This window comes from Weizmannia sp. FSL W8-0401, from assembly GCF_038009125.1.
Taxonomy (GTDB): domain Bacteria; phylum Bacillota; class Bacilli; order Bacillales; family Bacillaceae_C; genus Weizmannia; species Weizmannia coagulans.
In genome coordinates this window covers 2,283,840-2,305,762 of sequence record NZ_JBBPAG010000001.1, presented here as the reverse complement: position 1 = coordinate 2,305,762, position 21,923 = coordinate 2,283,840, and the positions used below count along the sequence as shown (strand labels likewise).

Below are 21,923 nucleotides of genomic sequence, written 5' to 3'. Positions count from 1 at the left end.
AGATACAATAAAACGTATCTTGCCGTTTTTTCTGTTTTTACGGCTGCACACGCGCCACTCTGTGTGCATGGCGGCTTGCGGCTGCAGCGGCAATGGCCCCGACGATATCATCGAGAAACGTATTGCATGAGCCGTCGGAATGGTTATTAAGCTTTGCCAAAATGCCCGGTTTTTGTTTGTCAATATACCCGTAGTTGGTAAAGCCGATCGAACCGTACACGTTCACAATCGACAAAGCCATAATTTCATCAATGCCGTAAAGGGAATCATCGACCGCAATCGTGCTTTGCAGCGGTTCGTCAAGCATCCCTTTTTCCGCCAGCACATCCAGCTGGATCCCGGTTAAAATGGCGTTTTGCACTTCGCGTTTGGACAGAACGGCGTTGACACTTTCCATGCAATCCTCCAGTGTCATTTCCGGAAAGTACTTTTCTTGCAAATACAGGACGAGTTTCGCAATATCTTCCACTTCTACGCCCCGTTCTTTCAACCTCTGCCTTGCAATTTGTTCTGACACATCCATATTTTTCTTGTTTTCCATGTTCTCACCTCAACTATTCGACATTTTCTTTAGCATGATCATTCTAATGGATTTTATGAGATCAAGCAAGAATACACGTTCCTTCACATATAATGTAGAAAGTGCAATGTATTTTTTGGGGGAGGGAAGATGATGGCACAGGCCATTTTGAAAAAATATTACGGCATTGACGCCGGGCAGCCTTTTTTTGACGGAAAACGGGTCCACTATGAAGCAAACGGTAATCTTTATACGCTCGTTCCTGTGACAAATGTTCCTGAAAATGTGCTTGTTGAATTATATGAAATGTCCCGGCACCTCGTGACGAATGGCGACCGCTATGCCTCCGCCTTTTATCCATCTAAAGAAAAGAAGTTTCTCGTAACGGACGGGGATAGCGATTATGTTTTACTGGAAAACCGCTATAAAAAAGCGCCCGGAAATATGCGCACGGGCAGGAAGCTTGCGAAATTCCACCTGCGCGGCCGCACGCTTTCCGCCACGATAACGGAAACAAACCGGATGGGCGAATGGAAAAATTACTGGGAAATGCGCCTTGAACAAATGGAAAAGGCATGGTACCGGACAGTGGAAGAGCACCCCGACCGCCCGTTTGAACGCCTGTTTGCCGAAACGTTTCCCTATTACATGGGGCTTTGTGAAAATGCGATCCAGTATGTCGTCGATACGGAAATAGATGAGGCGCCTGCCCCGGGGGATGCCGGCACCATTTGCCATGAACGGTTTTCAAACGAAACATGGGGCCGGAAATTTATCATCCACCACCCGTTTGACTGGGTGTTTGACCACGCAGGCAGGGACATTGCCGAGTGGATCCGCGCGCAGTATTTTAAGAAAACACACACGTTCCGGCCTGATGTCCGCGCGTTTTTGCAGCAATATGTTTCGCTTTCGCCGCTTTCGCCTTTTTCGTGGCGGCTGATTTTCGCGCGCCTGCTGTTTCCCCTTCATTATTTTGAATGTGTGGAAACCTATTTTCTCACCCGGTCCGAAAAGGAACAAAACATGCATGAGGAACAGCTTTGGAAAATTGTACGGGGGATAGAGGCATACGAAGCATTTCTGGGTGAATTTTATGAGCTCTCGGAAGTCCCGATAAGAAAATACCATATTCCCCGGGTGGCATGGCTAAAAGCCCGATAAAAGAAAGAACGGCAAGCACCTGAACCGCACCGCCGGCCATGCCCGTCCGTCGTGAAGGCAAGCGGGGATGCCGGGCATAGTGTGAATGGCCCCGGAGAATCGCCCACGCCAAGAATCATTTTATCCCAGCAAAAAAGCGGCTCCTTGATAGGAAACCGCGTACTGCCCGTTAAAAAACCTGTTCAACTTCCACAACGCCGGGAACCTCTTCAAACAATGCGCGTTCTATCCCGGCTTTCAACGTGATCGTGGAACTCGGGCAGCTGCCGCATGCCCCTAAAAGGCGGAGTTTGACAATGCCGTCTTCCACGTCGATCAGCTCGCAATCGCCGCCATCACGGAGCAAAAACGGGCGCAATTTATCCAATACTTCCTGAACTTGTTCTGTAATTGTATCTGCAGGCATATGATCGCTCCTTTCTTACCTCTCATTATATACAGGATTACGAGAAAAATCTATTATAAAAAAGGGATATAGTGTTTTCCTTTTTGCAGGCTGTTGTGTACAATATGAATAAGAAATCCACGGAAGAGGTGCGGGTTTGATGGAGAAAAAAGTGACGATTCAAGTTTACGGGGCGGAGCAAATATGCGCAAGCTGCGTCGGCGCGCCGTCTTCTAAAGATACATTCGAATGGCTCAAAGCAGCACTTTCGCGGAAATACCCGGGCCAGCCGTTTGACATCCAGTATATCGATATTTTTGCACCCAGTAATGATCAAAAAGTGCGTGCTTTTGCGCAAAAAGTGATGGATGAAGATCTGTTTTACCCGGTTGTTGTCATTGAAGGCGAGCCGGTGGCAGAAGGCAATCCAAGGCTAAAGAAAATTTATGCGGTTATGGAACAATACGGTTATATCCCGGAAAATGCGTTTGCAGCGCACGATTAAAAATTTTTCATTAAAAAACGTTTACAACAGCGGCTTTGTTGAATTTTTCGAGATGCACTGCAATTTTAAAATAAAGCAGCCCGCATTTTAAGACTGCCCGGCGCCCGGAAGATACGCAATCATTGTTTTGCACGGTGTAAATGGTTATAATCAAGGAAAGGAGGTTCGGAAAATGAGTGAAGTGATTCATCTTACAGAAGCAGCTGCGTTTCAAATTAAAGACATGATGGAGCAAAACGATGAGCAGGACGCATATTTTCGTGTGTCTGTAAACGGCGGGGGCTGCAGCGGCCTGTCGTACGGCCTGTCGCTTGACCACGAAATCAAAGAAGGCGATGCGGTCGGCGAACAGCACGGCATCCGGATTCTCGTCGATCATGAGAGCGCCCCGATTTTAACCGGCACGGTTATCGATTATAAGCAGTCGCTTTTAGGGGGCGGGTTCACGATCGATAATCCGAATGCGATTGTCACTTGCGGCTGCGGCTCCTCATTTAAAACCAAAACAAAAGCCGGCACACCGGAAAAATGCTGAAGCATTTAAAGTGATGCTGCAAAAACAGGATATTTATACGCCAGCAAGGTTCCCATTTCATTGCAGCAGCGCAGGATATCCCGCCAATGACAGGCGGGGGTTTTGCGCTGCTGAAGTGATTTTTGCTTGACTTTTTTCGGCAAGGAACTAAAAAGTTGAAAAAAACGTTTACATCCGTCCTCAATTATGTTATAATTAAAAATAAATAGATAAAAGGTGGTAGGAGAAATGGTTGGAAAAAAGAAGACTTTTTTTAAAGGAGCCCTTTTAGCGTTAACAGTAATTTTATTGGTGAGTTTGACTATTCCATTTGAAGCTAGTGCAGAAAGTAATAGTAACACCTCAACGAAAATTAATACGGATGCTACAAATTTACAAGATGATTCGCTCAACTCTCCGGCAGGTTTGAATAGCAATGATAGTACAGAGGCTAAATTTGATTTGAATTCAAATGAAACTCAAGTACAAAATGTAACTTTACCTGATGGTAAGCAAGGGACATTTGTTGTTGAACCAGAGGAACAAGCTACTAATCCAAAAACTTCTGTAGTACGAGCATCATCTGTAAAAGCTACATCAGGAGTGCATAAAGTTTCTTTTTATTCTGGACCTGTAAACGCTAGCTTTAAAGTTAAAATTTCTAATTACAAAATAACTAAAGCATATGGTAAATGGTATTTAATAATCGGTTCTTCAGTAAAATCAAGTAAACTGAAAATAGATAATTCTAAACAAGCAACTTTGTACTTTACCTTTGGAACTCCAATTTGGGATTTTGGTGGTTGGAATGGTTGGCTAAGGGCAAAGATTAAGGGAAAAACGCTGTACACCTCTATAAAGTAAAGGAGATAACACGATGATAATTACAGGGATAGTATCTGTATTATTTTTTGCAACAGTAATATTTGGAATAATTAAGATTACTAAATTAATTAGTGGTAAAAAAATCTAATACCATAATGAGAGATTGAAGAGGACTCCTACAGGTATGGGAATCCTCTTTTTGTGTGCGCCCAGCCTGGGCGTAGTCTATAGGATGCAAGTCCAGAGCTGTGATGGCAGAAGTAACGGTTAGCCTAACGCAAGGGTGTCCGCGGTGACGCGGAATCTGAAGGAGGCGGGAGGCAAACCTCCTGTCCGAGGAACACGAACTTCATATAAGGCTGGATATGACTGGGTGAGTCTGTATAACAAGGCAAAGCCCATTCTGCCGAAGGTCATACCAAGTAAATGGAGCGGATAGATAGAGGGAAAGACTGCTTTCTTACCTGTAGAACACACGAAAAAGCAGGCCACCGGGTCAGGAACTCTCTTACCTCATTTATCGAGGGAAAACTCAGGCTGAAGGTGATCGGACAAAATCCGCCGTCGACCTCCCATGGAAGAGAAAGTTCCTTGGATTCAGCTTCACTTTTCACCAGAAACCGCAGATACGGATTGCCATAGAAAGTGTGAAACGGGTGAAAAATAAAATCTGTGATATCACTTCAAGAAAGAAGCCCTATCCGATAGAATATAGGATAGAGAAACTAAACCAATACCTGATGGGCTGGTGCGGTTATTTCGCGCTGGCAGACTCGCCCAGCGTATTTAAGAAATTTGATTCATGGATCATAAGAAGACTCCGGATGTGCATGTGAAAGAATTGGAAGAAGCCAAAAACGAAGATAAGAAAACTTATCGGTTTAGGTGTTCCGCTAGAAAAAACATACGAATGAGGCAACTCACGCAAAGCTTACTGGCGTATATCCTAAAGCCCCATACTGCTCAGAACCCTTAGAAACCCCTACTGGAGTTCCCAAGGGCTCAAAAGTCTTTCATCACGTTATGAAACTTTGTGTCACTTATCCTAATTGAATCGCCGTATACCGAACGATACGTATGGTGGTGTTATCCCTACTTCTGGATTAGTCCGGCTTCCTCTTTGTATCAATATTTTTCTTTTGGGCTATCTGATAATAGATTTGGTTAAAAAACAAATCTATTATCAGTGGAGGTAAATATTTTATGAATGAAGTAGCAATCCAAGAATTAATTGAGTTGGCTACCGCAAGGTTGTTCGAACTTCAGTTGTATGATGGAAGCAACGGCTCCTATCGTCGCCTTGCTTTTCATCCCATTTCAGGTTTTTACAGTAAGAAATCTGAAACATACTATCGTGTTGGACTGATGGATGAATTCAGCCGTCATTACCAGGAAATTTTCCATAGTGGTAATATTTCACGAAAGGCTTTACGTTGGCGCTTGTGAGGTCTTGGAATTCTTCATGAGCTAAGCAAAACTGGCAGCTTTGAGTGGAAAGTCTTTATAGCCAAAAATGAATCTCTACTTTCCCGCTATTATGAGCATATGTTTTTTGCAAGCAAAAAGTGCAGAGAATTGCAAGAAAAAATACATAGGCTTGCCGGCTCAATGAATTTACCTTTCAACCGAGCGAGAAGGGAGCGACTGAACGGCAGAAAGCGCGTGCCGCAAGCGGTAGCTCTCTCCCGTAAACGCGAGAATGTGGGCGTGATGGACCAAACGATCCACCAGCGCTGCCGTCAGGCGGTTGTCCCCAAACACTCGATTCCACTGTCCAAACTCTAAATTCGATGTCACGATGACACTTTTTCGTTCATAACAATCGGCAATGATGTGAAACAGCAGTTCCGATCCCTGCTTTTGAAAAGGTACATAGCCGAGTTCGTCCAAAATCAACAGCTCGCATGTGTCGATTTGCCGTTTGAGCCGTCCGAGGGTGCCGCCTTTTAACGCTTCTTCGAGCTGGGCGACAAGATCGGCGACACGGAAAAACCGAACTTCATGGCCCCGTTCACACGCTTTTAATCCTAATGCGGTGGCGAGATGGGTTTTTCCTGTTCCCGGCGAACCTAAAAGCAGGACGTTCTGTTTTTGCTCCAAAAAGCGAAGGTCGCAAAGTTCTTCCTTCGAGGTCGTGGTCGGCCAATGAATCTGATCCGACCATTCATAATCTTTGAGCCATTTCAACTCCCGGAACTTCGCCTTCTTGATCAATCGAGCCTGTTTTGCTTTCTGACGGAACGACAGCTCCAACGCCAACACATCACGCAAAAACTGTTCCTTGGTCTCGTAGGCCACCTCCTCGAATCGATCCGCGATGTACGCCAAATGCAGGGCTTTACAAATCTCTTTTAAATCCATCTTCATGCCCGGCTTCCCCCTTCCCTTGACGGACAAAGACGTTGATCATACACATGTAAATCGGTTTCATAGTCGACTAAAACGGAAGGGGTATAGGCTTCTTCCCATTTCGCGGGATACTCCGAACGCTTCGCCTCCATCAACACCCCGATCTCATGGGGCGTCAAATCCCACCGTTGATACTTGTCAAGCCACTGGGCGATCTCATAGACGGTGTACCGCTCCAGCAGCTTCTGCACTCCTCGAATGCGTGATGCCGTCTGTTTCGGTTGTTCCATGAAGTATTTCCTAATGGCCTCCGGCAAGTAAACTCGAAACCGCGAATACTCCACCACCCGGGGCTTTTGCGCCCATTCCGCCAAAATGTCCTTCCAAGGGAGCTCCCGTCGCTTTTTCGTGTACGGCCTTGGCGCTTCCAGGTACACCTCCCCTTCCTGGGAGAAAACCATGAAACGATCCCATTCCTTTTTGACAAGGACACGGTTGGGAACCGGGATCCCATGAACCACAAACGCCTCCCCATCCACCGTTACTTCCCCGTATTTATTGACATTAGCGTGGTGGAAGGAGAAGATCGGGAGATCTCTCTCCGGCAGGACAAGCAACTCCTTTTGTTCTTCCTGCCATAATTCCTCAATGGTTCTCCCTTTTTCATAGTGGGGGCGGGCTCGATCTTCGATCATCTTGCGATGCAGCCACTCCGCCAGTTCTTCATCCCCCTCGATCAACGGAGCAGGGACAAAGCAGTGTTGACGAGTATAGTAAACTTTCCGTTCGACATTCCCTTTTTCGTGTCCGCTATACGGATTGCACGCCTGTACGTCAAACCCATAATGAAGCCGGAATCGCTCAAATGCTTCAGTATATTGACGTTCGCCTCCTTTTCGAATCGAAACCACCGCCGCCGCCAAATTGTCGATGCGCAGTTTTCTCGGGACGCCTCCGGCTTGGCGAAACAGCTGAGTGAGCCCGTAAAGAAAACATTCGCTGTTTTCCGCCGGCAATGGATACGCATACGCGGCGTTGCTGTACGGAAAGCTCAAAATCAGAATTGATCGGTCTTCCTCTTTTCCTTCCTTCGTCACAACGGACATGGTGCCGAAATCCACCTGCGCTTCCCCCGGAGGGTGTTCCAGCCTCTCGTAACGCCGTTCCTTCTCCAGCTTAAGCTGAGGTCTTCGTTTTTGAACGTAGGCGCAAACGGTTCGATAAGACCCTTTAAAGCCATGTTCCTGCTTTAATTGTTCGTACATCTTCTTGCTTGTCCGCCGTTGTTTTCTTGGCAGTTTGGCGTCCTCCTCCAGCCAGTCATCAATGATTTGACCGTATCCTTCTTCCTCCATCATTCCCCGTTTTCTCTTTATTTTTTGTCTGACCGAAATGTCTCCATCCGCATATTTCTTGACTGTTCTCCAGTTAAATCCCGTCCTGCGGACAATTTCGGAAAGCGATAACCCTTTCTTTTCACGCAAATGTTTGATATGATGAATTTCAGGCATTGCTAGCATCCTTTCTTTACCTCCACTGTTTTGTTCTTCACAACCTTAACAGTAGAGGGAATTTTAGGAGCTGGCAAGCCTTTTTTTATGCCATGAAGCTCTGCACTTTTTTGTTGCAGAACTCTGTACTTTCATTTTGCACTAAACAAGCATATCCTGAAGAGGTTTCTTTCAAGTCTCAGTGATATACGCCGAATCAGTATATATAGATCTATTGCAAAAAGGTACTTACTTTTTCTGATGACACAAGGGTGCCAAACTATTGAGGGTGTCTCACCAGTAGAAATTTGCCTCTTCATTGTTGGTATGTTAGGGTCCGAGACTTTTTAGAAACATATAAGAGGATTCTGACATTGGTCTGCCTTTAAGGATATAATCATTATGGCATTGCTAGCATATTCTTCCAAAGGAAGTGATAGCGGCTGTTTTTTTTCCTTGTATCAGATGAATCTCATTGTTTTTCCAGTCAACATCCGTCAGCTTTAGTTTGTGATGTCATGTCACCTGCACGGAGTCCATGGGGATACCAAGTTGGATAATGGCGTAATCCCTTTTTCCTGCCACAGTACGTGTATACGATCTACGTTACATATTCGCATCGGCAGCTGAAGAGTTAGAAGGTATTTCATAGCTCTAGATACCTATTGCATTCAGATATTTTCCGAATCCCCTTAAAGTGGAAAGTCTTCTGCGGAATCCTGAATGACTTTCTGTTCGCCGCCTTATTCCCCACGTAAGGACAAATTCCATGGTCAGTCTGTCCCTTCCGGATGTCCTCTTCCGGAATTTGCCCTGCAGTAACTGCTGAAATCTCGAAGAAACCAAAAGTTATTCTGTTTTTTTAACCTACGAGTCATCAAAAACATACAGAAATCCTGTGTTTTTTTGAAGGCTACCTAATAAAAGTCGGGATAATTAAGAAGTAGGGATAAGTGGTGTGAGAGGTTGGGGGTTAGTCCACCTCCTCCTACTCGATTTTTTTTGCCGGGAGAAAGCAAATTATGGGGAAGTGCCAACGGTAAATCGGACTGAGCTAGAGACGTGCGTGGCAAACCCCACAAAAATCTTTTCAAAAAATCCAGCCAGCGCCTGTCTTCCGGTTTTCTTCCTGTCCGGGCACGCCAATTTCCTTTGCTGTTTGCACATTAAGAGCGATATTTAATCAAAAATCCCGGTTGGGCAGCCATCCGGGATTTTGATTTTTCCTTATTCAAACAGCGAAGTGCTGTGCATCGGCTGGACGCGGGCTTTCGGGTCAAGATATGTTTTCGCGTTGCTGACCGCGGTGGTGGCTTCCCCGAACCCCGTTACAATTAACTTCACTTTGCCTTCAAACGTGCAAACATCGCCGGCCGCATAAACGCCTGGGATGTTTGTTTCCATTTTGGAGTTGACGACAATGGAATTTTTTTGAATCTCTAGGCCCCAGTTTTTAATCGGGCCAAGTGACGAAATAAAGCCGTAATTGCAAATAAGGGCATCAATATCAAGCGTTTCTTTCGCCTCGCCTTTTACTTCTTCAATCACAAGCCGGGAAATGTTTTCCCCGTCGCCAATCACTTCGCTCGCGACAAACGGTGTTTTAATCTCCACGCGCGATTGCTTCAACTGTTCCACCGTGCGTTCATGGGCACGGAATTTGTCACGGCGGTGGATGAGCGTCACTTTTTCGGCGACCGGTTCCAGCATAAGCGCCCAGTCGACCGCGGAATCGCCGCCGCCAAGGATGGCAACGCTTTTGCCGGCAAACTGGTCCATATCATTTACAAAATAAAACAGATTGTTTCCTTCGTATTGTGCAGCATTTTCCACTTCAAGGCGGCGCGGCTGGAATGCGCCGACACCGGCAGTGATGATGACTGCTCTGGAATGGTGGATTTCTTTATCAGTTGTCAGCGTAAAAATGCCGTCTTCACTCTTTTCAAGCTTTTCTGCGGACTGGCCCGTGCAGATCACCGGCTGGAACATGGAGGCCTGCGCTTCTAATTGATGCACGAGATCAGCTGCCTTCACTTTTGGAAAACCGGCGACATCGTATATATACTTTTCAGGGTAAAGCGCAGCCAGCTGCCCGCCAAGCTGTGGCAGGCTTTCAATGATTTTTACAGACATTTTCCGCAATCCGGCGTAAAAAGCTGTAAACAAGCCGGTCGGCCCGCCCCCGATAACAGTTATATCATAAATGGTTTGATCTTCCTTCAACGAAACCCCTCCAATACGCTTCATTCTCCTTCATCATAGCACATTTTGACACAAGCGCACAGGCTAAAAACCTCTGCGGGCAAGGCAGGCAGGTGTTCCTGCGTCCGGAAAAAATTTTAGGCACCATGTTATATATTAGAATATTTTTATTATTATTTTAGTACAGTTTTCAATTGAAAATAGCGGGTAAAAAGCATATGATTGAAGTGGAGATATGTATTTTTTGTGACAATTTGATGGAGATCATGTGACAAATTTGGCGTGCCAATTGTCGTGAATAAAATCACAAATAATGGATGATGTTGCCATACAGGCGCCGGCCTGTCCAAAATAAAGAGATGGAAGTGAGAAAAATGGAGAAACCGAAAGTGGTTATACTGGGTGCCGGTTACGGCGGGCTCATGACCGTGACGCGTCTGCAAAAACAGCTTGCAAAAGGGGAAGCGGACATCACACTCGTGAACAAAAATGATTACCATTACGAAACAACATGGCTTCATGAAGCTTCCGCCGGCACATTGCACCATGACCGGGTCCGCTACCCGATTCAAAACGTCTTAAATAAGAATAAAGTGCAATTTAAACAGGCGGAAGTCAAGCGGATAAACAAAGACGCGAACATAGTAGTTTTAAAAGACGGGGAAGAATTGCCATATGACTATCTCGTCATTGCGCTCGGTTCCAACGCGGAAACATTCGGAATCGAAGGTTTGAAAGAGCATACTTTTTCGATTACAGATGTAAGCGCTGCCCAAAAAATCCGGGAACATATTGAGCGCCAGTTCGATGCCTACCGGAGGGAAAACGATAAAGATGACAACCGGCTCACCATTGTGGTCGTCGGTGCGGGTTTTACCGGCATCGAGTTTCTTGGCGAGCTGGTGAACCGGATTCCGGCGCTTTGCAAGGAATACGGGATTCCACGCGATAAAGTGCGGATCGTTTCGATTGAATCCAATCCTATCGTTCTCCCGCAATTTGACCGTGAACTTGTCGATTACGCCCTTTCGTATTTGGAAAGCAAAGGCGTCGAGTTCCATATTGGCACGGCGGTCAAAAAAGCGACAAAAGACGGGGTATGGGCCTGCAAAAAAGGCGGAGAGCCGTACGAAATCAAGTCTGGCACCGTCATCTGGTCCGCGGGTGTGCGCGGGAATAGCGTGATTGATGCGTCCGGGTTTGAAACGGTGCGCGGCCGGGTGAAAGTCAAACCGGATTTGACCGTTCCGGGGTATGAAAATGTTTTTGTAATTGGGGACTGTGCGCTGATCATCAATAAGGACACAAACCGCCCGTACCCGCCGACAGCGCAGATGGCGATGCAGCATGGGGAAGTATGCGCACGGAACCTCCTGAAAAAGATCCACGGTGAAGAAAGCCTGGAAGCTTTCACTTTTAATGACAAAGGCACCGTCTGCTCCCTCGGGGAAGACAATGCGATCGGCATTGTGTTTGGCAAAAAGCTGAAAGGCACTTCTGCTTCTGTTATGAAAAAAGTCGTGGATGACCGTGCCCTGTTTATGATCGGCGGCACGAGGCTTGTTTTAAAGAAAGGAAAATTTAATTTTATATAGCAAAAATATTATCGCGTTACTTTTGACGAAATTCAGTTTTTTCAGTAAACTAGATGTACAACGGGGATGCGGAGGGGCTCATGAGTATACCGGTATTGATTATTTCGATGGTCCTTTTTCTTGTTTTGTTTTTCGGTATCGGTTTTATTGCCAATATGCTTTTGCGGATGACCTGGATTCTCTGTTTTATTTACCCGGTCATTGCGCTTTCGATGATTGACCGGATCGCTTTTTCCCGGTATTTTACCGATCCCGGGACGGCTTTCCGGCAACTTGGGGAGCATCTTAGCTCCATCCATTTATCTGATGCCCTCGTGTTATCGAGCGGCCTTGCGGGGGCACTTTTGGCTGGTGTTGCGATAAAAGCGCTCCGGAAAAACGGATACCGGATGTTTTAAAACTGCCTTGAGGGCAGCTTTTTTTTTGCCTTTAAATCGGAGGCGGGCCGGCCGGCAAAAGCCGGCGCAAATTTTCCGGATAAAACAACCAGTGCTTTTTGGAAGCGCCATTTGCAGAACAGGAGAATGGGCGGCGCGAAAAAGGGCAGACGGATCAGCTGTTTTTTTGCCAATATGCCCGCATATTTTGGAACGGCGTGGGAGACAATAGCCCTAAGAGGAGTGAGACCAATTGAACATGAAAAAATGGATGATCCGCTTATTGATGGCCATTTTGTTCATATGGGCAATGATTTCCACTTTCCAGGCCATTTCGGGGATAAAAGCAGCAGCTGCAAAAGCGGCACCTGCCCGGGCATTGGAAAAAGGATTGGCCGCCATTGCCGCGAGCCAGCCGCAGCCATCCCTTGATGCCTATGACTGGAGCAATTACCCGAAAAAGAAAGTGACAGCAACGGGGTATACGGCAGGGGCCGAATCGACCGGGAAAAGTCCAGACCATCCCGGCTACGGCATCACCTATTCCGGGGTGAAAGTGAAACGGGATTTATATTCAACGATTGCCGCTGATACATCCATTTTTCCAATCGGGACGGTCCTTTATATCCCGGGCTATGATTTCGGTGTTGTTGCCGATACAGGATCTGCCATAAAAGGGAACCGGCTCGATCTGTATTTTGAAACGGTTTCGGATGTTTACAAGAAATGGGGAAAACAGACGCTTGATGTGTATATTATTAAAATGGGGGACGGGTCCCTGACGGAAAAAGAACTGGCTGAACTGAACGAAAACAAAACGATGCAAGTGTTCCGGCAGCAATATATCAAGCCGGAAACGAAAGAATAGCGCAAAATCGCCGGTTGCGCTTTTTTTGTGCGTTTTTTTCAAGCTGGCGGCTATAATGGAACAGAGGTGGTTGTATGTTTGAACTGGGGAAAGGAGATCCGCTTGAATGCCTTGAAGACTGCCTTGTGATTGGCTTGCAGCAAGTTCCTAAAAAGTTTGGCGGCCTGCTTGGCGGCCTGGACAACCGTTTCGGCGGGGCATTGACGGAACTGGTAAAATCCGGCGACCTGTCCGCACGCGCCGGCAGCCTTTCTGTCATTCACACCCTCGGGAAACTGCCAGTAAAACGGCTTTTGTTTATCGGGCTTGGCAACCCGAAAGAACTTAGAAAAGAACATTTGAAAAAGATGTTTGGAAAAGCAGTGAAACACATCCGGAAAATGAGATGGCCTACGGCAGCAGTTTTCCTCGATACGTTTTGCGCCGGCACAGTCAGCGTGAAGGAAGCCGCGCAAATGCTTGGCGAAGCCGTTCCGATGGCCACATACCGGTTTGCCGGTTACAAAGGGCAACCAAATATTCCGGAAGTGCAGCTCGAAAAAGTAGCGGTTTACATCCAGGCTGCCGGGAAAAAACCGGAACCGGCGGAACACGCCACGCCGGTCCATTCCAGTGTCGCCGAGGAAGCAGAGATCCGGCCGGGGAATGCCGAGCATGTTAATGCCGCCGGGAAAACAGAGGGCCAACCGGTTAAAAACGCCAATCTTCAAACGGGTACATACCGTAAAAATAACGGTTCCCCCGAAGAAACAACAGGCGCTGCCCTGCACCGCGGGTACGTGTATGGCAAAGCCGTGAATACGGCACGGACGTTTGCCAATATGCCGGTGAATATATGGACGCCGGCCCGTCTCGCGGAATATGCCGCATCACTTGAAAAAAAATACCCTTTTGAAGTGGAAATCCTTGAAAAAATGGAGATGGAGAAGCTTGGAATGGGTGCGGTTTTGGCTGCGGCGGGGGAATCCAAAGAGCCGCCGATCCTGGTCATCCTGAAATACGCGGGCAAACGGGAATGGGGCAATGTGCTCGCACTTGTCGGACCCGGTGCCGCAGCCGATTGTTGCACACCAGGTGAGAACACCGGCATGGCAGGGGCGGCAGCTGTTCTGGGCGCCATGGAAGTGATCGGGGAACAAAAGCCGGCCCGAAACGTCGTGGCGGTGATTCCTGTGGCCGGCAATCGCATCACCGGCACTGCAACCAATGGGCAGGACAACATGCGCACTGAAACGGCTGTGATCACAAGCATGAACGGTAAAACGATTGAAATGCGGGATACCGGTGCTGCCGGTTTGCTGATGCTCGCGGATGCCGTAACGTATGCGAAGCAATATGGTGCAAGTCAAATTGTAGATGTTGCAACCTTGACTGCGGACGTGATCCCGGCGCTCGGCCGCGATAAAACGGGCGCTGTCGCCAATTGCGATGTTTTTTTTGAACGGGTGCTGGAATCCGCAAAAGAAGCAGGAGAATTCATCTGGCGCCTCCCGGTAACGGAAGCGGACAAAGAAAACGCACGAAGCAGCAAGATCGCCGACTTGAACGGTTCACCAGGCAGAGAGGGCGGCGTGATGGTGAACGGGGCTTTTATCGGGGAATTTGTGGAAGACACCTCGTGGGCCCATCTGGAGATTACAGGAACAGCCATAACAGGGAAAGAAACCGATCTTGGCCCGGCCGGTGCAACCGGCGTAATGGTACGGACACTGGCCTTGCTGGCTGAGAAGATGGCAGAACAGGATTAAAGGGGGGCGCGCTACTCCAAGCGAAATGAATGTGCTGAAAGGCGTGCCGCCCCCACGACCGCAGTTTTAATGAAGCGCTGTAACGAAGGAGCGCCCTCCGGCTGCCTGCAGATACACGCGAATGAAGACGAAACGGCAAATGGTGCAGGCCGGATCTTGCCCGGCCTTCCGCTAAAAAGCTGAAATTAAAAATAAGGCAAAAAAGAGCACTACGCTCTTCTTTGCCTTATTTTTGTGTCCGTCCTTTCTGTTTCAACACCTCGATTGCTATTTTAAAAATAAGCACCATGATGCATATCAGGAGTACGCCTTTTTCGACACCATAAAAGGTATCGAGGATGCCGATCGGATGATGGACAGATCCCATAAAGTCCCTTGTCATATAAAAATCGATTCCGGCAATGAAGGCATAGAGGACCAGTGCGGCAATGCCGGTTAAAAAAGCGATTTTCATGCGTGCCAATTCCTTTCATATTTTTTTCGAATCGAAACATACTAACAACAAGATATCTTCATCAGTAGTTTGCGCTCCGTTACAAACAGCCATGCACGGGCGAAAAGGAGGATCGGTATGCCATATTGGTGGAAAAAGCAGAGAAACGCTGCAAAAACTGATAACAAAAATGAAAAGAAAAGCGGGGGCGTGCAGAAAACACCTGTGCGCGGAGACGATACGAGCGGGACTGTAACGGATATCCCGTTTTTGACCATGGGCACCGATTTAAAAACGCGCCTCGGGCAGTTGAAAAAAACAACCGGGAACAGTTCCGACATTGTCATCCATCAAATCATGCTTGGAAGCGGCAATGATTTTCCGGCTGCCGTTATTTCCGTCGATGGCCTGGATGATCCGAAAATGATCAATGAAAACCTGCTTGAAGTCTTGATGGGCAATCCGGAAATCGACGGGTATTTGGGAAGTGAAAATATACTCGACAGCATCATGAAGCACGTCATTAAAATTGACGGTGTAAAAAAGGTCATGAATTGGAATGACTTGTTTTCGGAGCTGTTGAGTGGCCAGTCCATTTTACTGATTGACGGGGTATACGGCGGATTAAGCATCAGCACAAGGGGCGGGCAACAGCGGGCGATTGAAGAGCCTTCAACCGAAGTGACGGTTCGCGGGCCGCGTGATGGTTTTACCGAATCGCTGCGTGTGAACACCTCATTGATCCGCAAACGGATTAAAGATCCGAATCTGTGGATGGAGAACTTTAAAATCGGGGAAGTGACCCGGACCGATGTTGCACTTATGTACATAAAAGGGATCGTAAACGATAAAGTGCTTGAGGAAGCCCGTAAACGGTTAAACATGATTAAAATCGATGCCATTCTGGACTCGGGCCATATTGAACAGCTTATTGAAGATAAAACGTATACCATTTTCCCGACGGTGTACCATTCGGAAAGGCCGGATGTGGTGGCGGCCAATTTATTGGAAGGCCGTTTCGCCATTATTGTGGACGGTTCGCCGTTCGTTTTGCTCGCGCCTGCTGTTTTTATCCAATTTTTCCAGTCGGCGGATGACTATTATACACGGTTTGATATTGCGACAGCGCTTCGCTTTTTGCGCGTGCTCAGCTACTTAATCTCGCTTGTCGGGCCTGCTGTCTATGTCGCCATAACCACTTTTCATCAGGAGCTCCTCCCGACCCAGCTTGTTTTTACTCTTGCGGCACAGCGGGAGACGATTCCTTTTCCGGCTGTTGTCGAAGCGATGGGGATGGAGGTTGTATTTGAAATCCTCCGGGAAGCCGGACTCCGCCTGCCGCGCCCGATCGGCCAGACGGTGTCGATTGTCGGGGCGCTTGTCATCGGTCAGGCGGCAGTGCAGGCCGGGATTATTTCGCCCGCAATGGTCATTGTCGTCTCGATTACGGCTATTGCCAGTTTTGCCACCCCGTCTTTTTTCATTGCCATTTCAGCCAGATTATACCGTTTTGTTTTTATGTTTCTGGCGGCCACTTTCGGTTTTTTTGGCATCATTATCGGAATGATTACGCTTGCTGTCCATTTGACCAGCTTGCGGTCGTTCGGCGTGCCATACACGGCGCCGATTGCCCCTTTCATCCGTTCTAACTCCGGTGATACAGTGATCCGGGTGCCGATTTGGTCGATGAGCGCCAGGCCGCGGCTCTTCAGCCAGAAAAATATCATCCGCCAGGCCGAAAACCAAAAGCCGATGCCGCCGAAACAAAAAAGTGTGAAAAATGGGGAGCAACCATGAGAAGAAGACGATGGAAAACGGCCGTTGCCCTTTTTACGGTATCTTTTTTGCTGGCAGGCTGCTGGAGCCATAAAGAATTAACGGATATTGCTTTGGTAAGCGCCATCGGCATTGACCGGCTTGAAAACGGGAATTATTTGCTGACCTATCAAATTGTCAATTCCTTAAATATTCCAAGCGGCATGCAAACAAGCGGCGGGCAGGGCCCCACTGTCACCATCTACCAAACGGAAGGCAAAACGGTTGAGGACGCATTTCTCGCTGCAGGCCGGGAAATTTCGAGGAGGTTATATTTTTCCCATACAAACGTTCTCCTGATTGGCAAAAGCACGGCGGAAAATGGAATTTATCCGATTATTGATATTTTTGACAGAAATAAAGAATTCCGCAACACTGCTTCCGTTCTGATTGCCCGCAACGGCAAGGCAGAGGATGTCCTTAAAGTGCTGACTCCGCTTGACCGTCTTCCTACCAATAAAATCAATAAAACATTGGAATATGCACAAGAAGATGTCGGCGGGCGGGTAAAAACAGATCTTTCAGATCTCCTATATGATCTTACAACGGAAGGAAAAGAAGCAGTAGTAGGAAGCTTCAAGCTGATAGGGGATAAGAAAAAAGGAGAGATGCAGGAAAGCCTAAATCAGACAGAACTGGACGCATACTTAACGAGCGGGGGGATCGGGATCCTAAAGCATGGAAAACTGATTGACTGGGTAGGCGGACAGGATGCGCTTACGATTACATGGCTATTGAAAAAAACAAAAATGACTTATCTTGATTTAGACTGGGCGCATCATCCACATGCGCTCGGGCTGCAGGTAAGAAAAACGATTATCGGTATGAAACCGGCCATGAAAAACGGAAAACCGGAAATGCATATCCACATCAGCCTTGTGGGCCAGCTGCAAGAAATCAATGTACCGCTTGATGTAATGGATTCAAAGGAAATGGCCCGGATTGAAAAAGCATACGAAAAAAATGTGGAGCAGCAAATTAACCATGGCATTCGCCATATGCAGCACGACCAATGTGATGTGTTCGGCTTCGGGGAAATGATTTACCGCCAGTACCCGAAAGAGTGGCACAGTTTAAGGCACCATTGGAATGAAAAGGGCTTTGCCCATTTAAATGTGAAGGTGCATGCAAACGTCGTCATCGCCAATTCTGGAATATGGACAAATCCATTCCATTCAAATTTAAAATAACAGGGCCTGGTGATATATGGAAAAGGAAAAAATTTCCTCGTACCAATTATTTGTGTTAATCTTTATGTTTGAACTTGGCAGTGCCCTTTTGCTGGGAATCGGAAGCGGCGCAAAACAGGATGCATGGCTTGCGATTTTAAGCGGCCTGAGCGTCGGGTTTTTCCTGTTTTACGTTTATTACAAAATATTTTCCTTTTATCCTGGCATTTCGCCGGTCGAATGGTTGCGGGCGATTTACGGAAAAGGTATTGGCTGGTTTTTCGGCTTTGCGATGGGCATTTACTTCCTGTACCTTTCTGCCAGGGTGCTGCGCGACTTTGGAGAAATGCTGATCATATCGGCTTATCCGGAAACACCGCTGTTTATTATCACGGTGATTTTGGCTTTGTGCGTCATGTATGCAGTAAAAAAAGGAATGGAAGTGATGGCCAGAACCGGGGAGATCTTTATTATCTTCTTTTATTTTCTGGCGATTGCGAGTTTCGTATTGATTACTTCATCAGGGCTCGTCAAGCTCAATTATTTGAAACCAGTACTGGAAAACGGGCCCATGCCTGTCCTAAAAACAATGGGGAAGGAGACGATTTATATTCCTTTTGGCGAAACGATTGCGTTTTTGTCCATTTTTCCGCTTGTAGATAAGATAAAAAGTGTAAAAGTAGCCGGGCTGTCAGCTATGTGGCTAAGCGGCACAAATTTGGCGATCTCGATGCTGATCAATATCTGTGTGCTTGGCGTGGATGCCATGATGCGATCTCCGTTTCCGTTGCTTGCGACCATTCAGGAAATTCAAATTGCCCATTTTCTGGAGCGGTTGGATGTGTTGTTTATGGTGACTTTAATCGTTGGCGGGTTTTTTAAAGTGGGGATTTTCTTATATGCGGCTTGTATTACGTTTACGGAGCTGTTCCATGTAAGCAGCTACAGAAAAACAGTCTATCCGCTCGGTGTGATCATGCTGGGCGCATCATCGATGATTGCGTCCTCGTATGCGGAACATATCGACGAGGGCATCAAAGTGGTGCCTGTTTTCTTTCACCTCCCTGCACAAGTGGTTTTTCCGGTTATAACGCTTCTGCTGATTTTGTGGAAAGAGAGGCGCAAGAAAAAGAACAGGCAAAAGCCAGCATCTGCGTAACGCCCAGTCCGGCAGTGCCGGGATGCATACACTAAGAATAGAAAGAGAGGAGGTCATTTGATGTATCCGCATGCACATTACCCGGCTCGTTCCCCATTTTTTGCCGGACCGCTTCTGGGTGGTTTTCTCGGAGGCTTGCTTGGCGGCGCACTTGTAAGGCCGCGCCCGTATTTCCCATATCCTCCGGTGCCATATCCTCCGGTGCCATACCCGCCGGTTCCGTACGGAGGATATCCGCCATTCCCGTATTATTAAAAAATCCCCCCGCTTGAAGAGCGGGGGGGTTTTTTGGAAAGGCACCCGGCCCATTTGCAGGAAGTTCCGAAGCACAGATTTTGTTGGAACGGATTCAAATTAAAGAAAATGAAAGACATTTCGGGGGAGCGGAGCCCTTGGTTTTGTCCTTCATACAGCTTATGAAGGACAATGCACCGGCCTGAGTTTTGAAAAATGTCCTTCATCTGGTTGATGAAGGACAATTCGGAGCACGAAGCCTTAGTTTTTGTCCTTCATGCAGCTTATGAAAAACAATTTGGGGTGCGGGATCCCGGGGCAATGGACAAGCCGCAAGTTATGACCAGCGCATTTTCATCCGGAGTTCGCAGCAAGGTTCCTTGTTGCCCGGGGCCTTTTGGACAAACTGCAATACAAGGCCGTCCGGTGTATAAAAAACGCGCGGAATATGCTGGATACCGGTTCCCACCAGCATGCGGCCGACACCAGCTGAATCTGATTTTTGTGCGGCAGACATGAGTTGTCCGGCAAAAGCCGCAGAGCGGGAAATCCGGTTAAGCAAAAGCTGTGCATCTGCCAAGAGTTCGTGCGTGTGTATGGCCGAATCCATAAATTTTTTCGGGTGGACGGCAGGATATTGGCGGTAAGGCATGGAATAGTATGGAAAGGAAGGAACAACATAATACGGATTGTAGTACAATATTCTCACCTTCTTTCTCAGGTGGGAAACATCATTTTTTACATAGTATGAAAGAAAGGCTTGAAAGATGTATGGACAATCCGGACCGGGGGGAAAGAGATGGAACTGGAACATACAATGATCGGCGCGCTTGGCATAAAACTTGTCCAAATGGAGCCCGGGAAAGTGGTGGCGACCATGCCGGTGAATGAAAAAACGATACAGCCGCTCGGATACCTGCACGGCGGCGCATCCGTCGCACTCGCGGAAACCGCTGCAAGCCTAGGGGCTGCGATGCTGATCGATTTAGAAAAAGAAGTCTGCTTCGGGCTTGAAATCAATGCCAACCATATCCGTTCAAAACGGAACGGCACCGTAACCGCAGTTGCCGAAGCCGTGCACCGGGGCAAAAGTACCCAGGTTTGGGAGATCAAAATCAAAGACGAAGACGAAAACTTAATTTGCCTGTCGCGCTGTACGATTGCGGTCGTACCGAAAAAAAGCTAAAAGTTTCACGGCCCGGCAAGAAAAAGTAAAAACGGCAAGATACCACCAAACTGGTATCTTGCCGTTTTAGCTTTCCCGGGCGGTGCGGCGCTGTTCTGATTTTACACTGTAAAGAAGGAGCGCAAATGCGAACAGGAACAAAACTCCGGTTACATAAAACACAGATGAAATGCCGGAGATGACGGATACGTAACCGCCAATCAGCGGCCCTGTTACATTCCCGAGGAACCGGAAACTTTGGTTATAACCGAGCACTTCGCCTTGCATGCTGAGCGGCGCTTCGAGGCGGATAAACGCCACAATGCTCGGGTTCATCCCGCCGATCACCATGCCGAACAAAAACCGCAAAATAATCAGTTGCCATAAATGGCTTACGAGAGCTTGCGGCACCATGAAGGCGCAGGCAAGCACAAGCAAAATCAAAAGAATCCTTGCATGCCCGTATTTATCGCCAAGCATGCCCCACTGCCTTGCCAAAAGCAGGTTGCCGAAGCCGGTGGCGGAAAAAGCAAGCCCCGATAAAAATGCAATATTGCCTGAACTTGTCAAATGGCTGACATACAGTGCCAAAAGCGGCTGAACACAAAAGTTCGCCATTTGGATCAAGAGTGCAATCACCATAACAGTAATCAAAATCCGGCGGCTGACAATTTGTTTCACAACAGCGAGGGGAGAAACAGGTTTCCCTTTTCGCCGGGCAGGATCGGCACGTTTTTCTTTAATGCCGAAAACAACGCCAAGCGCGGCAATCGAAATGGCAACGGCTGTAATCATAAAAGTGTATTTAAAACCAAAATTGTCCGCAATCGATCCGCCAATCAGCGGCCCGAATAAGTTTCCGGAAACATTGCCCATTTGCAAAGTGCCGAGCACCTTGCCGGCTTCCTCCTTCGAGGTCTGCTTGGAAATGAGCGCCATGGAAGTCGGGATAAACCCGGTCACGATCCCCATGAAAATCCGGGTCAAAAATAAAGTGGCGACATTGTCCGCAAGCCCCATAAACAACAGGCTCGCGGCAATGCCGAACCCGGTAATAATAAGCGTCGGTTTAAAGCCGTATTTGTCGCCGATGCGCCCCCAGATTGGCGACATAAAAAAAGCAACCAGAAAGGTCACGCCAAAAATATATCCGGCCCAGCGCTGGACGTAGCTGTCGCTGAAGTGGCCGAATGTTTGAATATATAACGATAAAAACGGAACGACCATCGTTAAGCTGGCACCTACTAAAAAGTTACAGACGAACATAATATACAAATTGCGTTTTTCCTGGCTCATCAGATGAGAAAATCGCCTCCTTGCGCAATAAAAAAAGATAAAAGTATATAGAGTAAATATTTCGTTGACCTAAATATTATTATAAAACTTATCACCGAAACTTCAACAAA

General features: G+C 47.4%; 22 protein-coding genes and 1 pseudogene. 15 read left to right on the top strand and 8 right to left on the bottom strand.

Going from position 1 to position 21,923, the window contains the following annotated elements; all coding sequences use genetic code 11:
* Positions 1-37 precede the first annotated feature (37 nt).
* The gene (locus tag NSU00_RS11375; RefSeq protein WP_328196079.1) at positions 38-541 is read right to left on the bottom strand and encodes a phosphatidylglycerophosphatase A family protein; all 504 of its coding nucleotides are present in this window, start codon (positions 539-541) and stop codon (positions 38-40) included.
* A 132-nt stretch (positions 542-673) separates the two neighbouring features.
* Between NSU00_RS11375 and yutH the strand changes: the two genes are divergently transcribed.
* Positions 674-1,684 carry a spore coat putative kinase YutH gene (gene yutH / locus NSU00_RS11370; protein WP_340702835.1) on the top strand — a complete coding sequence of 337 codons (1,011 nt, stop codon included), beginning with the start codon at positions 674-676 and terminating at the stop codon, positions 1,682-1,684.
* A gap of 169 nt (positions 1,685-1,853) precedes the next feature.
* Here the strand turns inward: yutH and NSU00_RS11365 are convergent, their stop codons facing one another.
* Complete coding sequence (locus NSU00_RS11365) at positions 1,854-2,090, bottom strand: NifU family protein (protein WP_013860124.1); 237 nt, start codon at positions 2,088-2,090, stop codon at positions 1,854-1,856.
* 139 nt (positions 2,091-2,229) lie between these two features.
* On the opposite strand from NSU00_RS11365, the gene NSU00_RS11360 reads away from it, so the two are divergent.
* The 5 genes and pseudogenes from NSU00_RS11360 (at position 2,230) to NSU00_RS11340 (ending at position 5,359) form a co-directional block, all read left to right on the top strand.
* Positions 2,230-2,574, top strand: coding sequence for a YuzD family protein (locus tag NSU00_RS11360; RefSeq protein ID WP_133537597.1), 345 nt, complete (start codon positions 2,230-2,232; stop codon positions 2,572-2,574).
* 172 nt (positions 2,575-2,746) lie between these two features.
* Positions 2,747-3,109, top strand: a complete 363-nt coding sequence (locus tag NSU00_RS11355; protein WP_013860122.1) for a HesB/IscA family protein — start codon at positions 2,747-2,749, stop codon at positions 3,107-3,109.
* 228 nt (positions 3,110-3,337) lie between these two features.
* On the top strand, positions 3,338-3,952 hold the full coding sequence (locus NSU00_RS11350) for a DUF5626 family protein (RefSeq protein ID WP_340703697.1): 615 nt from the start codon (positions 3,338-3,340) through the stop codon (positions 3,950-3,952).
* Positions 3,953-4,390: 438 nt separating this feature from the next.
* A pseudogene (locus NSU00_RS11345) lies at positions 4,391-4,962 on the top strand (group II intron maturase-specific domain-containing protein); the annotation flags it as partial.
* Between the two features lie 154 nt (positions 4,963-5,116).
* A complete protein-coding gene (locus NSU00_RS11340; RefSeq protein WP_133537601.1) occupies positions 5,117-5,359 on the top strand; it encodes a hypothetical protein in 243 nt (80 codons plus the stop codon).
* A 168-nt stretch (positions 5,360-5,527) separates the two neighbouring features.
* Here the strand turns inward: NSU00_RS11340 and istB are convergent, their stop codons facing one another.
* From istB to NSU00_RS11325, 3 genes are all read right to left on the bottom strand, one after another.
* Complete coding sequence (gene istB / locus NSU00_RS11335; protein ID WP_035180281.1) at positions 5,528-6,280, bottom strand: IS21-like element helper ATPase IstB; 753 nt, start codon at positions 6,278-6,280, stop codon at positions 5,528-5,530.
* Positions 6,277-7,782 carry an IS21 family transposase gene (gene istA / locus NSU00_RS11330; protein WP_340703696.1) on the bottom strand — a complete coding sequence of 502 codons (1,506 nt, stop codon included), beginning with the start codon at positions 7,780-7,782 and terminating at the stop codon, positions 6,277-6,279. Before istA ends, istB begins: the two co-directional genes overlap by 4 nt.
* 1,197 nt (positions 7,783-8,979) lie before the next feature.
* Positions 8,980-9,975 (bottom strand): NAD(P)/FAD-dependent oxidoreductase, encoded by a 996-nt coding sequence (locus tag NSU00_RS11325; protein ID WP_019721405.1) that lies wholly within the window; start codon positions 9,973-9,975, stop codon positions 8,980-8,982.
* 353 nt (positions 9,976-10,328) lie between these two features.
* Between NSU00_RS11325 and NSU00_RS11320 the strand changes: the two genes are divergently transcribed.
* From NSU00_RS11320 to NSU00_RS11305, 4 genes are all read left to right on the top strand, one after another.
* Positions 10,329-11,549 (top strand): NAD(P)/FAD-dependent oxidoreductase, encoded by a 1,221-nt coding sequence (locus tag NSU00_RS11320; RefSeq protein ID WP_029142469.1) that lies wholly within the window; start codon positions 10,329-10,331, stop codon positions 11,547-11,549.
* An 80-nt stretch (positions 11,550-11,629) separates the two neighbouring features.
* Entirely contained in the window at positions 11,630-11,947 is a 318-nt protein-coding gene (locus NSU00_RS11315) for a YuiB family protein (protein WP_013860119.1), read from the top strand.
* A gap of 232 nt (positions 11,948-12,179) precedes the next feature.
* Positions 12,180-12,794, top strand: coding sequence for a 3D domain-containing protein (locus tag NSU00_RS11310; protein ID WP_017552791.1), 615 nt, complete (start codon positions 12,180-12,182; stop codon positions 12,792-12,794).
* A 74-nt stretch (positions 12,795-12,868) separates the two neighbouring features.
* On the top strand, positions 12,869-14,542 hold the full coding sequence (locus NSU00_RS11305; RefSeq protein ID WP_340702832.1) for a M17 family peptidase N-terminal domain-containing protein: 1,674 nt from the start codon (positions 12,869-12,871) through the stop codon (positions 14,540-14,542).
* Positions 14,543-14,768: 226 nt separating this feature from the next.
* Here the strand turns inward: NSU00_RS11305 and NSU00_RS11300 are convergent, their stop codons facing one another.
* Positions 14,769-14,996, bottom strand: coding sequence for a hypothetical protein (locus NSU00_RS11300; RefSeq protein ID WP_017552793.1), 228 nt, complete (start codon positions 14,994-14,996; stop codon positions 14,769-14,771).
* Positions 14,997-15,113: 117 nt separating this feature from the next.
* Here NSU00_RS11300 and NSU00_RS11295 point away from each other — a divergent pair, with 117 nt between their 5' ends.
* The 4 genes from NSU00_RS11295 to NSU00_RS11280 are packed head-to-tail and all read left to right on the top strand — an operon-like array spanning position 15,114 to position 19,373.
* Entirely contained in the window at positions 15,114-16,772 is a 1,659-nt protein-coding gene (locus NSU00_RS11295; RefSeq protein ID WP_340703695.1) for a spore germination protein, read from the top strand.
* The gene (locus NSU00_RS11290; protein WP_340703694.1) at positions 16,769-17,980 is read left to right on the top strand and encodes a Ger(x)C family spore germination protein; all 1,212 of its coding nucleotides are present in this window, start codon (positions 16,769-16,771) and stop codon (positions 17,978-17,980) included. Before NSU00_RS11295 ends, NSU00_RS11290 begins: the two co-directional genes overlap by 4 nt.
* A gap of 16 nt (positions 17,981-17,996) precedes the next feature.
* Positions 17,997-19,118: a GerAB/ArcD/ProY family transporter gene (locus tag NSU00_RS11285; RefSeq protein WP_340703693.1), complete on the top strand. Its 1,122-nt coding sequence runs from the start codon at positions 17,997-17,999 to the stop codon at positions 19,116-19,118.
* Positions 19,119-19,178: 60 nt separating this feature from the next.
* Complete coding sequence (locus tag NSU00_RS11280; protein ID WP_237342387.1) at positions 19,179-19,373, top strand: hypothetical protein; 195 nt, start codon at positions 19,179-19,181, stop codon at positions 19,371-19,373.
* A 316-nt stretch (positions 19,374-19,689) separates the two neighbouring features.
* On the opposite strand, the gene NSU00_RS11275 is transcribed toward NSU00_RS11280, so the two are convergent.
* Positions 19,690-20,061 (bottom strand): hypothetical protein, encoded by a 372-nt coding sequence (locus NSU00_RS11275; protein WP_340703692.1) that lies wholly within the window; start codon positions 20,059-20,061, stop codon positions 19,690-19,692.
* A gap of 90 nt (positions 20,062-20,151) precedes the next feature.
* Here NSU00_RS11275 and NSU00_RS11270 point away from each other — a divergent pair, with 90 nt between their 5' ends.
* The gene (locus NSU00_RS11270) at positions 20,152-20,538 is read left to right on the top strand and encodes a PaaI family thioesterase (protein WP_013860109.1); all 387 of its coding nucleotides are present in this window, start codon (positions 20,152-20,154) and stop codon (positions 20,536-20,538) included.
* Between the two features lie 66 nt (positions 20,539-20,604).
* Here NSU00_RS11270 and NSU00_RS11265 read toward each other — a convergent pair whose 3' ends face one another.
* Complete coding sequence (locus NSU00_RS11265) at positions 20,605-21,813, bottom strand: MFS transporter (protein ID WP_207369072.1); 1,209 nt, start codon at positions 21,811-21,813, stop codon at positions 20,605-20,607.
* Between the last annotated feature and the right edge of the window lie 110 nt (positions 21,814-21,923).

Coding starts and splice junctions, on each gene's coding strand:
- NSU00_RS11375 (WP_328196079.1), bottom strand. CDS start 541: ATGGAAAACAAGAAAAATATGGATGTGTCAGAACAAATTGCAAGGCAG.
- yutH (WP_340702835.1), top strand. CDS start 674: ATGGCACAGGCCATTTTGAAAAAATATTACGGCATTGACGCCGGGCAG.
- NSU00_RS11365 (WP_013860124.1), bottom strand. CDS start 2,090: ATGCCTGCAGATACAATTACAGAACAAGTTCAGGAAGTATTGGATAAA.
- NSU00_RS11360 (WP_133537597.1), top strand. CDS start 2,230: ATGGAGAAAAAAGTGACGATTCAAGTTTACGGGGCGGAGCAAATATGC.
- NSU00_RS11355 (WP_013860122.1), top strand. CDS start 2,747: ATGAGTGAAGTGATTCATCTTACAGAAGCAGCTGCGTTTCAAATTAAA.
- NSU00_RS11350 (WP_340703697.1), top strand. CDS start 3,338: ATGGTTGGAAAAAAGAAGACTTTTTTTAAAGGAGCCCTTTTAGCGTTA.
- NSU00_RS11340 (WP_133537601.1), top strand. CDS start 5,117: ATGAATGAAGTAGCAATCCAAGAATTAATTGAGTTGGCTACCGCAAGG.
- istB (WP_035180281.1), bottom strand. CDS start 6,280: ATGAAGATGGATTTAAAAGAGATTTGTAAAGCCCTGCATTTGGCGTAC.
- istA (WP_340703696.1), bottom strand. CDS start 7,782: ATGCTAGCAATGCCTGAAATTCATCATATCAAACATTTGCGTGAAAAG.
- NSU00_RS11320 (WP_029142469.1), top strand. CDS start 10,329: ATGGAGAAACCGAAAGTGGTTATACTGGGTGCCGGTTACGGCGGGCTC.
- NSU00_RS11315 (WP_013860119.1), top strand. CDS start 11,630: ATGAGTATACCGGTATTGATTATTTCGATGGTCCTTTTTCTTGTTTTG.
- NSU00_RS11305 (WP_340702832.1), top strand. CDS start 12,869: ATGTTTGAACTGGGGAAAGGAGATCCGCTTGAATGCCTTGAAGACTGC.
- NSU00_RS11300 (WP_017552793.1), bottom strand. CDS start 14,996: ATGAAAATCGCTTTTTTAACCGGCATTGCCGCACTGGTCCTCTATGCC.
- NSU00_RS11295 (WP_340703695.1), top strand. CDS start 15,114: ATGCCATATTGGTGGAAAAAGCAGAGAAACGCTGCAAAAACTGATAAC.
- NSU00_RS11290 (WP_340703694.1), top strand. CDS start 16,769: ATGAGAAGAAGACGATGGAAAACGGCCGTTGCCCTTTTTACGGTATCT.
- NSU00_RS11285 (WP_340703693.1), top strand. CDS start 17,997: ATGGAAAAGGAAAAAATTTCCTCGTACCAATTATTTGTGTTAATCTTT.
- NSU00_RS11280 (WP_237342387.1), top strand. CDS start 19,179: ATGTATCCGCATGCACATTACCCGGCTCGTTCCCCATTTTTTGCCGGA.
- NSU00_RS11270 (WP_013860109.1), top strand. CDS start 20,152: ATGGAACTGGAACATACAATGATCGGCGCGCTTGGCATAAAACTTGTC.
- NSU00_RS11265 (WP_207369072.1), bottom strand. CDS start 21,813: ATGAGCCAGGAAAAACGCAATTTGTATATTATGTTCGTCTGTAACTTT.